The organism is Allgaiera indica, from assembly GCF_900106675.1.
Taxonomy (GTDB): domain Bacteria; phylum Pseudomonadota; class Alphaproteobacteria; order Rhodobacterales; family Rhodobacteraceae; genus Acidimangrovimonas; species Acidimangrovimonas indica.
Genome location: NZ_FNOB01000002.1, coordinates 252599 through 265821, shown reverse-complemented (window position 1 = coordinate 265821; position 13223 = coordinate 252599). Strand labels below are relative to the sequence as shown.

The window sequence follows — 13223 nt, the reverse complement described above, 5'->3', positions numbered from 1 at the left end:
CTGTCATGTATATCATGGTTAGCAAGGATTAATAGGGGTCTATTCTTGTGAACACGATCTTTTCCGATCTGACCTGCGCGGTCGACGGGATCGCCGGCGCGCGGCTGGCGGGCCAGGTCCGGGCGATCACCGGGCTGACGCTGACGGTCGCGGGGCTAGAGCGCGCGCTGGGCATCGGGGCGCGCTGCCGGGTGATCGGCGCACGCGGCGCGGTGCTGGCCGAGGTCGTGGGGCTGGGCCCCGACGGCACCCGCGTGCTGCCGTTCGGCAGTTGGGATGGTGTCTCGGTCGGCGACCGGGTCGAGACCTGCGCGCGCGGCGACCTGCTGCGCCCCGACGACAGCTGGATCGGCCGGGTGATCGATGCGCTGGGACGCCCGGCGATGGCCGGTACGCCGCTGCGCCAGGGGCCACGCGCGCGCAGCCTGCGCGACAGCCCGCCGCGCGCGCTGGATCGGCGCCGGGTGGGGGCGAAGCTGGCCACCGGGGTGCGGGTGATGGACATTTTCACCCCGATCTGTCGCGGCCAGCGGATGGGGGTGTTCGCGGGCTCGGGCGTCGGCAAATCCACCCTTATGGCGATGCTGGCGCGCAATACCGATGCCGATGTGGTGGTGATCGGCCTGGTGGGCGAGCGCGGCCGCGAGGTGCAGGATTTCCTGCAAGACGATCTGGGCCCCGCGGGGCTGGCGCGTTCGGTGGTGGTGGCCGCCACCAGCGACGAGCCGCCGCTGATGCGCCGCCAGGCCGCCTGGACGGCGCTGAGTGTGGCCGAGCATTTCCGCGACCAGGGCAGGCAGGTGCTATTGTTGCTGGATTCTGTCACCCGCTTTGCCATGGCCCAGCGTGAAATCGGCCTGGCCAGCGGCGAGCCGCCCACCTCGAAGGGCTACCCGCCCACGGTTTTTGCCGAATTGCCGCATCTGCTGGAACGCGCGGGGCCGGGCACCGAAGCGTCGGGCGACATCACCGGTCTGTTCACCGTGCTGGTCGATGGCGACGACATGAACGAGCCGATCGCCGATGCGGTGCGCGGCATTCTGGACGGGCATATCGTGCTGGACCGGCAGATCGCCGAACAGGGCCGCTATCCGGCGGTGAACCTGCAGCGCAGCATCTCGCGGATGCTGCCCGATTGCCATGGTCCCGGCGAATACGCGGTCTATGCCGCCGCCCGCCGGGCCTTGGGCAAATATGCCGATATGGAGGAATTGATCCGACTGGGCGCCTACCAGCCCGGCGCCGACGCCGAGACCGACACGGCGATCCGGCTGGAGGCGCCGGCGACAGCCTTCCTGACGCAGCGCAAGGGCACCGCGACGCCGCCGGTCGAGGCCTTCGTGCGGCTTGCGCAGCTTCTGGACGAGGCCGGCGTACCCGTCGAGGAGCGCACCGAAGACCGCTTCGAGCCGCCCGACGCAGCGGCCGAGGCAGATATCGGCTGAAGCCGGCCGCGGCTAGAGGTAGCGGCCGCTGCGCTGCAGCACCTCGATCTGGTAGCCGTCGGGATCGGCGATGAAGAAGAAGCGCGCGATCACTTCGCCGCCCGGGGCAAAATCGACGATCTTGCGCGGCGCAAGGCCCGCTTGGGCCAGGCGCGCGTGCTCGGCCTCCAGATCGTCGACCGACACCGCCAGATGGCCATAGCCGTCGCCCAGGTCGTAGGCCTCGGTCCGGTCATGGTTGATCGTCAGCTCCAGCTCGAATTCGCTTTCCGGGTTCGACAGATAGACCAGGGTGAAGCCCTCGAACTTCAGCCGCTGGGCCACCGTCAGCCCAAAGGCCGTGTGGTAGAAGGCCAGCGACCGGGCCTCGTCGAGGACGCGGATCATGCTGTGGATGGCTTTGGCCATGGCGGGCTCCTTGAGGCGTGTCAGGGGCGGGTGTGGGGCAGTTCGATGTTGATCTCGAGGCTCGACAGCTCCTTGCCCTGGTCCATGCGGATGTCGATCGCATCGTCGTCGATCTTCACATGCCGGCGGATCACCTCCAGGATCTCTCGCTGCAGCTGGGGCAGATAGTCGGGCGTGGCGCCCGAACGTTCGTGCGCCAGAAGGATCTGCAGCCGGTCCTTGGCGGTCTGGGCCGAACTGGGCCGGCGCGGCCAGAGGGGAAAACCGAGCCGTTTCATGCCGAGCGTCCGAACAGCCGGCGCAGCAGGCCGGGTTTGCGTTCGCCGTCGACGCGCATCTCGACTTCTTCGCCGATCAGCCGCGCGACGGCATCCTCATAGGCCTGGCTGGCCGCCGAGGGTTCGTCCAGCACCACCGGCACGCCCACGTTCGACGCCTTCAGCACCGCCGGGCTTTCGGGCACGATGCCCAGAAGCGGCACGGCCAGGATCTCCAGCACGTCGTCGACGGTCATCATCTCGCCCTTCTCGATCCGGGCGCGGTCGTAGCGGGTCAGCAGCACCTGGGCCTTGATCGGCTCGGCGCCCTCTTCCGCGGCGCGCTTGGTCTTCGAATTCAACAAGCCCAGCACCCGGTCGCTGTCGCGCACCGAGGAAACCTCGGGGTTGGTCACGACGACCGCCTCGTCGGCGAAATACATCGCCAGCTGGGCTCCGCGCTCGATCCCCGCCGGACTGTCGCAGATGATATAGTCGAATTCCTCGCGCAGCTCGTTCAGCACGGCCTCGACGCCTTCCTGCGTCAGCGCGTCCTTGTCGCGGGTCTGCGAGGTGGGCAGGACATAAAGCGTATCGACCCGCTTGTCGCGGATCAGCGCCTGCTTCAGCTTGGCCTCGCCCTGGATCACGTTGATGAAGTCGTAGACCACCCGGCGCTCGCAGCCCATGATCATGTCAAGGTTGCGCAGGCCGACGTCGAAATCGATGACGACGGTCTTGTGGCCGCGCTTGGCCAGCCCCGCGCCGATCGCGGCGGAAGAGGTGGTCTTGCCCACGCCCCCCTTGCCCGAGGTAATGACGATGACCTTGCTCACGGATTTTTCCTTTTTCAATTGTGATGTCATCCCAGCGCCTCCACGCATAGCTTGTTGCCGTCAAGGAAGGCCTGGACGCCTTGGCCCAGCAGCTCATCCTCTAGGCTGTCGCTGGTGCGATAAAGGCCCGCGACGGCCAGCAGCTCGGCCTCCAGCTTGGCGCAGAAGATGCGGGCGCGGGCGTCGCCATAGGCCCCGGCCATGGCGCGGCCGCGCAGGCGGCCGTAGACGTGGATATTGCCCGCCGCGATCAGTTCGGCGCCCGAACTGACCGGTGCGATGACCACCAGATCGCCCTCGTCGGCGATGATCGTCTGGCCCGAACGCACCGGGGTGCTGATGATCCTGCCGGGCTTCGGCGGCGGCGGTTTCGCGGCGCCCTTCTTTTCGGTGCGCGGCACGCGCAGGGGTGTGTCGTTGCCGGTGGTGATGGCGATCAGCCCGGCTTCTTGCGCGGCGGCCAGCTGCGCGGGGCGGGCATTCTGGACGCCGAAGGCCGACAGATTGCGTTCGCGCAGAAGGTCGACAACGCGGCGCAGATCCTCGCTGCGCGCCAGCGCGGGGGCGGCTTGCAGATCAAGGATCACCGGGGCGTTGTTGAAGAATTGCGGGGTCTTCTGAAGCTGCTCGTCGAGCGCGGCATAGAATCCCGCGTCCGGCACCCCGCCCTCGGGCAGCAGCGTGACCGCGGTGAACAGCTTGCCGCGAAGCTGAAACGACGTGCTTGTCGCGGGGGCCTGTGCGCCCCTTTCGTCTGCATCCTGAATGGGCATGCCTGTCCTGCTTTCCTTCACGGTCTTGGGGGCAGACTCACCCCGGCGCCGTTTTCGCCTCGGTACCGAATGGCGACGCGAAGGTCCACAGGGATCATGGCAAACGAGGGGATTCGGCGAACTCGCGCTGCCCGCGCGCGCAACACGCAGAATTTCGCCGATGTGACCGGCGGGAATGTGCCGTGAGGGGAGGCGTGTCCCCTTGTCGCCCTCGGGGCATGTGCAGGGCGTGCGCCAGCCTGCAGGGACGGGCAAGGCGCTCGCCCTGCGCCTGCGGCGGGTACCGGGCGGAAAAGGGGGGCGCCGGGCTGCGAGGCCGCCCGCGGCCCTAGCGCGGGGCCATGCGGATCGCGCCGTCGAGGCGGATCACCTCGCCGTTGAGATATTGGTTGGTGGCGACGGTGCGCACCAGGTCGGCAAATTCCGACGGATCGCCCAGGCGCGACGGGAAGGGCACCTGCTTGCCCAGCGAGTCCTGCACCTCGTCGGGCAGGCTGGCCAGCAGCGGCGTGCGGAAGATCCCCGGCGCTATGGTCGCGACCCGGATCCCCAGGCTGGCCAGGTCGCGCGCGATCGGCAGGGTCATGCCCACGATCCCGCCTTTCGATGCCGAATAGGCCGACTGGCCGATCTGGCCGTCGAAGGCCGCGACCGAGGCGGTGTTGATGATCACCCCGCGCTCGTCCGCGATCGGCTCCAGCGCCGCGGCGCGGGCGGCGAACTGGGTGATCATGTTGTAGGTGCCGATCAGGTTCACCTTGATGACGGTGGAAAACAGCCCGATCCCGGCCGGCACGTTGTCGCGCCCCACGGTGCGCGCCGCCGGGCCGATGCCCGCGCAATTGACCAGGATGCGCGCCGCGCCCAGCCGTTCGGCCGCCGCGTCTAGCCCGGCGATGACCGAGGCCTCGTCGCTGACATCGACCTTGAAGAAGGCGCCGCCCAACTCGCGTGCCTTGGCCTCGCCGGCCTCGGCGTTCACATCGAAGATCGCCACCTTGGCGCCGCCCGCGGCCAGCATCTCGGCGCTCGCGCCGCCCAGCCCCGAGGCCCCGCCGGTCACCACCGCCACGTTACCCGAAATCTGCATCCGATCCTCCTCGCATCTGCGCCGCGTGCGCGGCCGAAATCGGGCGGACCCTACGGCGATCGCATCGGTTGGGGAACCCGGGATCGACGCCGGCGCGAAAGGACGTCGCGTCGGATCGGGTGCGCTAGGATCCCTTCGGCGTCAGATCCGCCCAGATCGGCAGATGGTCCGAGGCGCGCGTGGCTTCGCCATGGTCGGTCATGCCGGAATGGGCCACCTTCCAGCGCTGGTCATGCGCGATGCGGTCCAGCGGCGCCAGGCGCAGCCGGGCATGATAGCTGGGTCCGGGCGACAGCACATGGAAATCGGGTTTCAGCGGCGCGAATGTGGCCCTGGGTGACCATTCGTTGAAATCGCCCAGGATCAGCGTCGGCAGGGGAGGCTGCTTTTTCAGCCAGTCCGCGATCGCGGCCAGTTGGCGGGCGCGGTCGTTTCCCAGCAGGCCCAGATGCACCCCGACCACCCGGAAGGGCTGGCCCTGGCGCTGCAGTTCGGCGGCCACCGCGCCGCGCGGCTCCAGCGAGGGCAGATCGAGGTGGTGGACCTTGTCCAGCGTGATCCAGGGCTTCACCAGCATCGCATTGCCGTGCCAGCCCAGGCTTACGTCATTGCGCGCCACGGGCAGCGGCACGTAATCGGAATGCTGCGCGATCAGGTTGCGCGGCAGCGCCGTCGGGCGCGGGCCGAGCCGGCGGTCGGCCTCTTGCAGCACGCAGACCTCGGCCCCGGTGTCGCCGATCACCCGCATCACCCGCTCGGGGCTGCGCCGCCGGTCGGTGCCCATGCATTTGCGGATGTTGTAGGAAGCAACCCGAAGGTCGGCCCCGGGACCTTCGCGGCGCATGCGTCAGGTTCCGCAAAAGGTGCGTCGGACGGCTTCATCCGGGGCGGGGGCGGCGCGGAACGGGCTGTCGGGCGGGGTGTCGAACGGGGTGGCAAGGGCGGCATGCAGGGCCTCGAACGGCCCCAGATCGCCCGCCACCGCGGCCTGGATCGCCTGTTCGATGCGGTGGTTGCGCGGGATGATCGCGGGGCTTGCGCGCGCGATCCGGGATTGCGCGTCGTCAAGGTCCTGGCCCTCGCGCGCCAGACGGGCGTGCCAATCCGCCGCCCAGGCGTCGAAGCCGTCGCGGTCGACGAATTCGTCGCGCGCCGTGCCCTCGGCCAGGCCGCGGAAGACACGGGTGAAATCGGCCTCTTCGGCAGCCATCCGGGTCAGCAGTGCCTCGATCAGCGCGCGGTCGCCTTCCTCGGCCGTGGTCAGCCCCAGCTTGGCGCGGAACCGCGCCAGCCATTCGGCGCGGTAGAGCGCCTCGAAGCGGTCGATCGCGGCGGTGGCCTTCTCGATCGCCGCGTTGGTGTCTTCGTCGATCAGCGGCAGCAGGGCCGATGCGAATTGCGCCAGGTTCCACAATGCCGCATGGGGCTGGTTCGCATAGGCGTAGCGGCCCTGCTGGTCGATCGACGAGAACACCCGCTGGGGATGGTAGCCGTCCATGAAGGCGCAGGGGCCGTAATCGATCGTCTCGCCGCCGACATGGGCGTTGTCGGTGTTCATCACGCCGTGGATGAATCCCAGGCTCATCCATTGCGCGAGCAGCGCGGCCTGGGCGGCGGTGACGTGATCGAGCAGGTCGAGCGCATCCCCGGCCTGGGGGTAGTGGCGGGCGACGGCGTGCTGGGTCAGCAATTCGAGCGCGGCGATATCCTCGCGCGCGGCGAAATACTGGAAGGTGCCCACCCGGATATGGCTGGAGGCCACGCGCGTCAGCACCGCGCCGGGGAAGGCCCGCTCTCGCTGGATGCGCTCGCCGGTGGTGACGGCGGCCAGGGCGCGGGTCGTGGGCACGCCAAGCGTGTGCATGGCCTCCGACACCAGATATTCCCGTATCACCGGCCCAAGCCAGGCGCGCCCGTCGCCACGGCGCGAGAACGGCGTCGGGCCCGAGCCCTTGAGCTGGATGTCGCGGCGGCGCCCGTCGCGGTCGATCACCTCGCCCAGCAGGATCGCGCGGCCGTCGCCCAATTGCGGCGACCAGCCACCGAACTGATGCCCCGCATAGGCCTGGGCGATCGGGTCCGCGCCCTCGGGGACCCTGTTGCCGGCCAGCACCGCCAGACCTTCCGGCGTGGTCAGTGCGGCGGGGTCGATGCCCAGCGCTTCGGCCAGCGCGGCATTCACCGCGATCAGGCCGGGGGCGGCGACCGGCGTCGGTTTGAGACGCGCATAGAAGCGGTCGGGCAGGCGGGCGTAGGAATTGTCAAACGGGATGTGCAGCATGATGCCTCTAAGATAACCATCTCGGCGGGGGCGGGAAGGGGGGCTGGAAAACTCTTGTGCGACCGGGGTGGTCGGTGATGGTCGCGGCGGGGCCGGCGCCCCCGCCGCCATTGTCGTTTGGACCCGTGGCGCGGCGCATGGCGGCCCGCCGCAGGATTCGCGCCAGGAAGATGCCGGGTCGCCCGGCGCGGGATGCGTCAGAGCCGGGCGATGCGCTCGGTCAGCAGGCGAAAGAAGCCGTCGGCGTCGACATCGCCGATGAAAAGCGCGTTCGCCGGCCGCCCCGACACGCCCCACCAATCGGCCACGGTCATGCCGGTGGTATAGGTTCCCTTGGTCTCGATCTCGACATTGATGCGCCGGCCCGAGAACAGATCCGGTTGCAGCAGCCAGGCGATCACGCAGGGATCGTGCAGCGGCGCCCCTTCCGAGCCGTATTTGGCGATGTCGAAGCGCTCGAAGAAATCGGTCCATTCCGCGACCATCCGGCCCGGTTCGGTGCCCATGGCGCGGAAGGCCTCGACCCGGGCGCGGGTGGTCAGTGCCTTGTGGGTCACGTCGAGCGGCATCACCGTGATCGGCGCGCCCGAGGCAAACACGATCGCGGCGGCCTCGGGGTCGACATAGATGTTGAATTCGGCCGCCGGGGTGATGTTGCCGACCTCGAAATAGGCGCCGCCCATCAGCACGATCTCCTGCACGCGCGGGATGATGTCGGGGGCGCGGCGAAAGGCGGTGGCGATGTTGGTGAGCGGCCCGATCGGGCACAGGGTGACGCTGCCCGGGGCCTCGGCGCGCAGGGTCTCGATCAGGAAATCGACGGCATGGGCATCCTGCAGGGGCATCTTGGGATCGGGTAGCGCCGGGCCGTCGAGCCCGGTCTTGCCGTGCACATGCTCGGCCGTCACCAGCTTGCGCGAGAGCGGCGCGTCGCAGCCGGCGAAGACCTTGATGTCGGGCCGACCGGCCAGTTCGCAGACGTTGCGCGCGTTGCGCGCGGTCAGGGGCAGCGGCACGTTGCCGGCGACGGCGGTGATTCCCAGCACTTCCAGCTCCGGGCTGGCCAGCGCCAGGAGGATGGCGACCGCGTCGTCCTGGCCGGGGTCGGTGTCGATGATGATCTTGCGCGGGCGCATCGAAGCCTCCTGTTTCGGGGGGGAGCAAAGCGCAAGCGGCGCGGCTTGTCGAGAGGCCGAAAAGGGGGGGCGCTGCCCCCGCTCCTGCGGAGCCCCCCCGGAGTATTTTTGCCAAGATGAAGGGGTCAGGTCTGCTTTTCGGCGGCCTTCGCCGCGTTCCAGAGCGCGTCCATCTCGGCCAGGTCGCTGTCCTCGGGGCGCTTGCCGCGGGCGGCCAGCGCCGTCTCGATCGCGCGGAAGCGGCGGGTGAACTTGGAATTCGCCGCGCGCAGAGCACCTTCCGGGTCGATCTTGAGGTGCCGCGCGAGGTTGGCCATGACGAAAAGCAGATCGCCGAATTCCTCGAACACCTCGGCTTCGGTCATCTGGTCGCGGGCCTCGACCAGTTCGCGCGCCTCCTCGGCGATCTTGTCGATCACCTCGCCGGTCGAGGGCCAGTCGAAGCCGACCCGCGCCGCCCGGTTCTGCAGCTTGATCGCCCGGGTCAGCGCGGGCAGCCCCGCCGCCACGCCGTCGAGCGTGCCGCGCTCGGCCTTGCCCGCCCGCTCGGCCGCCTTGATCCGTTCCCAATCCGCGGTCTGCTGTTCGGCAGATTTCTCGCGGCTCTCATCGCCGAAGACATGCGGGTGACGCGCCACCATCTTGTCCGAGACGGTCTTGACCACATCCTGGAACGCGAAATGCCCGGCCTCGTCGGCCATCTGCGCGTGATAGACCGACTGGAACAGCAGATCGCCCAGTTCGCCCTTCAGCTCGTCCCAGGCCGCGCGCTCGATCGCGTCGGCGACCTCATAGGCCTCTTCGATCGTGTAGGGGGCGATGGAGGCGAAGTCCTGCTCCAGATCCCAGGGGCAGCCGGTTTCAGGATCGCGCAGGCGACGCATGATCTCGACCAGCCGCTCCATCCCGCCGTCGGGATCGTGGATCAGCGCGTCGGGGCGGGGATCGGGCATTGCGGCCTCCGGGGAATTGGGGTTGTCTTCGCTTAACCCAGCCGCAAACGGAGAGTCCACCATGCCTGTCCTGAACTCGATCGCCGACAGCGCCGAGCAGATCGCCACCTGGCGCCGGCATATCCACCAGAACCCCGAGATCGGGTTGCATTGCGTCAAGACCGCCGCCTTCGTGGCCGAACGGCTGCGCGAGATCGGCGCGGATGAGATCCACGAGAGCATCGGCCGCACCGGGATCGTGGCGCTGATCAAGGGGCGCGGCGATGGCCCGGTGCTGGGGCTTCGCGCCGACATGGACGCCCTGCCAATGCCCGAGACCACGGGCAAGGAATATGCCTCGCGGGTCGAGGGCGCGATGCATGCCTGCGGCCATGACGGCCATACCGCGATGCTGCTGGGGGCGGCGAAATACCTGGCCGGGACGCGCAATTTCGCCGGTACCGTGGCGCTGATCTTCCAGCCGGCCGAAGAGACCGGCGAAGGCGCCAAGGCGATGCTGGCCGAGGGGATCATGGACCGCTTCGACATCGAGCGGGTGTTCGGCATCCATACCTCGCCGATGCATGATCTGGGCCAGTTCACGACCCGCACGGGGCCGCTGATGGCGGCGGTGGGGGATTTCGACATCCTGATCAAGGGGCGCGGCGGGCACGGCGCCTATCCGCAGCGCGCGGCCGATCCGGTGGCGGCGGCGCTGGTGATGGGCAACGCGCTGCAGACCATCGTATCGCGCAATGTCGATGCCAGTGACGAGGTGGTGCTGTCGATCACCAACATCCATGCCGGATCGGCCTTCAACGTGATCCCCGCCGAGGCACGGCTGGGCGGCACGATCCGCAGCTTCAGCACCGAGGCGCGGGATCTGGTGCGCCGCCGGATGCGCGAGATCTGCGAAGGCGTGGCCGCGGCGATGGGATGCACGGTCGAGATCCGCTCGACCATCGATATCGATCCGACGGTCAACCACGAGGCCGAGACCGCGCTGGCCATCGAGGTGGCGAAGGCGGTCTCGGGCTGCGAGATCGCACCGCATCCGCATATGGGAGGCGAGGATTTCGGCGCCATGCTGGGCGAGCGGCCGGGCGCCTTCCTGTTCCTCGGTCAGGGCAAGGGTCCGATGGTGCATGAGACGGATTTCGATTTCAACGACGCGGCGGCGCCGATCGGGGCAAGCTTTTTCGCCAAGCTGGTCGAGCGCGCGCTGCCGCTGACCTGACCCGCCCCCGGGGCGGGGGCGCTGTGCAGACTTGCACCGATTTCCGGCGCGGGCGGGCGCCAAGGCGGGGGGGGGGCGATCACATTCGCCTGATCCGCGCGCCGGCGGCTGTCGCGGTGGGGCAGTTTGGGGTCAGGATGCGATGTGCTGCGCGATCCTTTGGCAATCGACCGCATCGGCGCGTGCCGAAGAACGGAAGCGAGAACGGGCGCTTGTGCGATCTTCGCGGTTGTGCTTGCATTCGGCCAGATCAGGCGCGGGGGAGTTCCGCCGGGGCCGCGATTCAACGAACAGGCCCAGGCAGGAGATGTGAATGCCAGACCGACCGGAGACGATCTTGGGAACGCAGACCGCCCCCCGTCCCGGATCTACCCTGGCTTCACGCCCGGACGACCGGCGCGGGCCCGACGGTCAGCGCATGGATGTGCGGCTGGTCAACGTCACCAAAAGCTACGGCTCCGTTACCGCGGTCGATGACCTGTCTTTGGTGATCGAAAGCGGCGAGTTCTTCAGCCTGCTCGGATCTTCCGGCTGCGGCAAGACGACGACGCTGTCGATGATCGGCGGCTTTCAGGAACCGACCTCGGGCCAGATCTACCTGGGCGGCACCGATGTCAGCCGCCTGCCGCCCTACAGGCGTGACGTGAACACGGTGTTCCAGTCCTACGCGCTGTTTCCCCATCTCAGCGTGGCCGAGAACGTGGCCTTCGGGCTGAAGCGCAAGAAGGTGCCGAGATCCGAGATCGCCGGCCGGGTGGCCGAAATCCTGAGGCTTGTGGATCTGAACGGGTTCGAGGACCGCAAGCCTGCGCTTCTGTCGGGCGGCCAGCAGCAGCGCGTGGCGCTGGCCCGCGCGCTGGTGAACCGCCCCAAGCTGTTGTTGCTGGACGAACCCCTGGGCGCGCTGGACCTGAAGCTGCGCAAGCAGATGCAGATCGAGTTGAAGCGCATCCAGTCCGAGGTGGGCATCACCTTCCTTTATGTCACCCACGATCAGGAAGAGGCGATCGTGATGTCCGACCGCCTGGCGGTGATGTCGGCGGGCAAGATCGAACAAGTCGGCCCGCCCGATCAGGTCTATGACCGCCCGGCAACCGAGTTCGTCGCCGGGTTTCTGGGCGCTTCCAACATGATGTGGGGCGAGGTTCACGCGGAGGCCGGCGACATGCTTGCCGCCCGGCTGGAGCACGGCGCCGAGATCGCGGTGCCGAAGGCCGCCGCCGAAGGCCGCGGCAAGCGTCTGCGCCTGGGCGTGCGCCCCGAGAAGATCGCGGTGCTGCCGGCGTCCGAGCCGGTGGGCGCGGGCTGGAACGTCTTGCCGGGCACGATCGCGCTGAGCGTCTATACCGGGGTCGGGCACCAGTACACGGTGCGCGACGCGGCGGGGCATGATTTCGCGGCCTATGTGCAGAACACCCAGGCCGCCCGCGGGCCGGCCCAGGGCGAGGCTGTGCAGATCGCCTGGCGGCCCGAACATACTTTTGTGGTTAAGCCCTCGCAGCAGGGCTGAGCACGGATGACGACCCCGACAGGGGCCCCCAACAGGGAAAGACAGGAGCGTAGAAATGACCGACGACAAGACGCCCAAGAAACACCTCCGGCTGGATGATCCGGCCTTCATCCGCGGGCTGACCCAGCCGCGCCTCTCGCGCCGCGGCGTGCTGGGCGCCGGCGCGCTGGGCATGGCCGCGCTGGCGATGCCGCGCTTTGCCCGCGCAGGCAGCGGCGCCAAGCCGATCCCGCTGGATGCGAAGTGGGAGAAATGGTGGAAGGAACAGAAGCCCACCAAGGATCTGGTCTTCGCCAACTGGCCCTATTACATCGACGTCACCGAAGACGGCAAGAAGCACCCTTCGCTCGACAATTTCACCAAGGCCACCGGGATCAACGTGAAATATCTAGAGGTGATCCAGGGCAACGCGCCGTTCTACGCCAAGATCGCCCCGGTGCTGAAATCCGGCCAGTCGATCGGCAACGACATCATCGTGATGACCAACACCTGGCAGCTGACCGAGCTGATGATGCAGGATTTCCTGGTCCCGCTGTGGCAGGAAAAGCTGCCGAACTTCTTCAAGAACGCCAGCCCCTCGGTCATCAGCCCCGATTACGACAAGGGCAACAAGTACACCGTGACATGGCAGTCGGGCATGACCGGCATCGCCTACAACCCGAAACTGACCGGCCGCGAGATCACCAGCTTCGAGGACCTGTGGGATCCGAAGTTCGCGGGGCATGTCGGCATGATGAGCGACCTGACCGAGCTTGGCTCGGCCGCGTTGCTGAAGCTTGGCATCGACCCCGCGAAATCGACGCCCGCGGATTGGAAGAAGGCCGCCGCGATCCTCGAGGATCAGAAGAAGAAGGGGCTTGTGCGGCAGTATTACGACCAGTCCTACATCACCGCGCTGGAAAACGGCGACACCTGGATCACCCAGGCCTGGTCGGGTGACGTGTTCCAGGCCCATGCCAAGGGCTTCAAGGATCTCAAGTTCATCGTCCCGAAAGAGGGCGTGATGCTGTGGCATGACAACATGATGATCCCCAAGGGCGCCAAGAACCCGCTCTCGGCGCTGGAGTGGATGAATTTCTACTACACGCCCGAGACCGCCGGCCTGATCGAGGATTACGTCAACTACATCTGCCCGGTGCCTTCGGCGCAGGCCTATATCAAGGACGTCATCAAGGACTCGGCGGTGGCCGACAGCCCGCTGGTCTTCCCGACCGACGACATGTACGCCAAGACCCACGATTTCTACACGTTCAAAAGCTTCGACGAGTACCAGACCTGGCAAAGCACCTTCAGCCCCGTCGTCCAGGGCTGACCGGGC

Annotated in this window: 13 protein-coding genes; 4 read left to right on the top strand and 9 right to left on the bottom strand. The window is 67.9% G+C overall.

What is annotated here, in order from left to right; translation table 11 throughout:
* The first annotated feature begins 47 nt into the window (after positions 1–47).
* Positions 48–1445 carry a flagellar protein export ATPase FliI gene (fliI, locus tag BLV97_RS02945; protein WP_081825032.1) on the top strand — a complete coding sequence of 466 codons (1398 nt, stop codon included), beginning with the start codon at positions 48–50 and terminating at the stop codon, positions 1443–1445.
* A gap of 12 nt (positions 1446–1457) precedes the next feature.
* On the opposite strand, the gene BLV97_RS02940 is transcribed toward fliI, so the two are convergent.
* The 9 genes from BLV97_RS02940 to mazG form a co-directional block, all read right to left on the bottom strand.
* A complete protein-coding gene (locus BLV97_RS02940; protein ID WP_035841694.1) occupies positions 1458–1853 on the bottom strand; it encodes a VOC family protein in 396 nt (131 codons plus the stop codon).
* Positions 1854–1873: 20 nt separating this feature from the next.
* Positions 1874–2131 carry a cell division topological specificity factor MinE gene (minE, locus tag BLV97_RS02935; protein WP_035841693.1) on the bottom strand — a complete coding sequence of 86 codons (258 nt, stop codon included), beginning with the start codon at positions 2129–2131 and terminating at the stop codon, positions 1874–1876.
* On the bottom strand, positions 2128–2976 hold the full coding sequence (gene minD, locus BLV97_RS02930) for a septum site-determining protein MinD (RefSeq protein WP_035841691.1): 849 nt from the start codon (positions 2974–2976) through the stop codon (positions 2128–2130). The genes minE and minD overlap by 4 nt, the downstream gene beginning before the upstream one ends.
* Positions 2973–3719 (bottom strand): septum site-determining protein MinC, encoded by a 747-nt coding sequence (gene minC / locus BLV97_RS02925; protein WP_035841690.1) that lies wholly within the window; start codon positions 3717–3719, stop codon positions 2973–2975. Before minC ends, minD begins: the two co-directional genes overlap by 4 nt.
* 328 nt (positions 3720–4047) lie before the next feature.
* The gene (locus BLV97_RS02920) at positions 4048–4809 is read right to left on the bottom strand and encodes an SDR family NAD(P)-dependent oxidoreductase (protein ID WP_035841689.1); all 762 of its coding nucleotides are present in this window, start codon (positions 4807–4809) and stop codon (positions 4048–4050) included.
* Between the two features lie 124 nt (positions 4810–4933).
* Positions 4934–5653, bottom strand: a complete 720-nt coding sequence (locus BLV97_RS02915) for an endonuclease/exonuclease/phosphatase family protein (RefSeq protein ID WP_035841688.1) — start codon at positions 5651–5653, stop codon at positions 4934–4936.
* A 3-nt stretch (positions 5654–5656) separates the two neighbouring features.
* Entirely contained in the window at positions 5657–7093 is a 1437-nt protein-coding gene (locus tag BLV97_RS02910; protein WP_425285083.1) for a protein adenylyltransferase SelO, read from the bottom strand.
* Positions 7094–7287: 194 nt separating this feature from the next.
* Entirely contained in the window at positions 7288–8226 is a 939-nt protein-coding gene (locus BLV97_RS02905; RefSeq protein WP_035841684.1) for a nucleoside hydrolase, read from the bottom strand.
* A 125-nt stretch (positions 8227–8351) separates the two neighbouring features.
* On the bottom strand, positions 8352–9179 hold the full coding sequence (gene mazG / locus BLV97_RS02900) for a nucleoside triphosphate pyrophosphohydrolase (RefSeq protein WP_092163938.1): 828 nt from the start codon (positions 9177–9179) through the stop codon (positions 8352–8354).
* A gap of 61 nt (positions 9180–9240) precedes the next feature.
* Between mazG and BLV97_RS02895 the strand changes: the two genes are divergently transcribed.
* From BLV97_RS02895 to BLV97_RS02885, 3 genes are all read left to right on the top strand, one after another.
* Positions 9241–10395, top strand: coding sequence for a M20 aminoacylase family protein (locus BLV97_RS02895; protein ID WP_035841617.1), 1155 nt, complete (start codon positions 9241–9243; stop codon positions 10393–10395).
* Positions 10396–10708: 313 nt separating this feature from the next.
* Positions 10709–11905, top strand: coding sequence for an ABC transporter ATP-binding protein (locus BLV97_RS02890; RefSeq protein WP_081825028.1), 1197 nt, complete (start codon positions 10709–10711; stop codon positions 11903–11905).
* Between the two features lie 55 nt (positions 11906–11960).
* Positions 11961–13217, top strand: coding sequence for a polyamine ABC transporter substrate-binding protein (locus BLV97_RS02885; RefSeq protein WP_051646019.1), 1257 nt, complete (start codon positions 11961–11963; stop codon positions 13215–13217).
* Positions 13218–13223: the final 6 nt, after the last annotated feature.

Bases quoted from the DNA above. Each gene is read 5' to 3' on its own strand.
- BLV97_RS02940 (WP_035841694.1), bottom strand. From the start codon at position 1,853: ATGGCCAAAGCCATCCACAGCATGATCCGCGTCCTCGACGAGGCCCGG.
- minE (WP_035841693.1), bottom strand. From the start codon at position 2,131: ATGAAACGGCTCGGTTTTCCCCTCTGGCCGCGCCGGCCCAGTTCGGCC.
- minD (WP_035841691.1), bottom strand. From the start codon at position 2,976: ATGACATCACAATTGAAAAAGGAAAAATCCGTGAGCAAGGTCATCGTC.
- minC (WP_035841690.1), bottom strand. From the start codon at position 3,719: ATGCCCATTCAGGATGCAGACGAAAGGGGCGCACAGGCCCCCGCGACA.
- BLV97_RS02920 (WP_035841689.1), bottom strand. From the start codon at position 4,809: ATGCAGATTTCGGGTAACGTGGCGGTGGTGACCGGCGGGGCCTCGGGG.
- BLV97_RS02915 (WP_035841688.1), bottom strand. From the start codon at position 5,653: ATGCGCCGCGAAGGTCCCGGGGCCGACCTTCGGGTTGCTTCCTACAAC.
- BLV97_RS02905 (WP_035841684.1), bottom strand. From the start codon at position 8,226: ATGCGCCCGCGCAAGATCATCATCGACACCGACCCCGGCCAGGACGAC.
- mazG (WP_092163938.1), bottom strand. From the start codon at position 9,179: ATGCCCGATCCCCGCCCCGACGCGCTGATCCACGATCCCGACGGCGGG.
- BLV97_RS02895 (WP_035841617.1), top strand. From the start codon at position 9,241: ATGCCTGTCCTGAACTCGATCGCCGACAGCGCCGAGCAGATCGCCACC.
- BLV97_RS02890 (WP_081825028.1), top strand. From the start codon at position 10,709: ATGCCAGACCGACCGGAGACGATCTTGGGAACGCAGACCGCCCCCCGT.
- BLV97_RS02885 (WP_051646019.1), top strand. From the start codon at position 11,961: ATGACCGACGACAAGACGCCCAAGAAACACCTCCGGCTGGATGATCCG.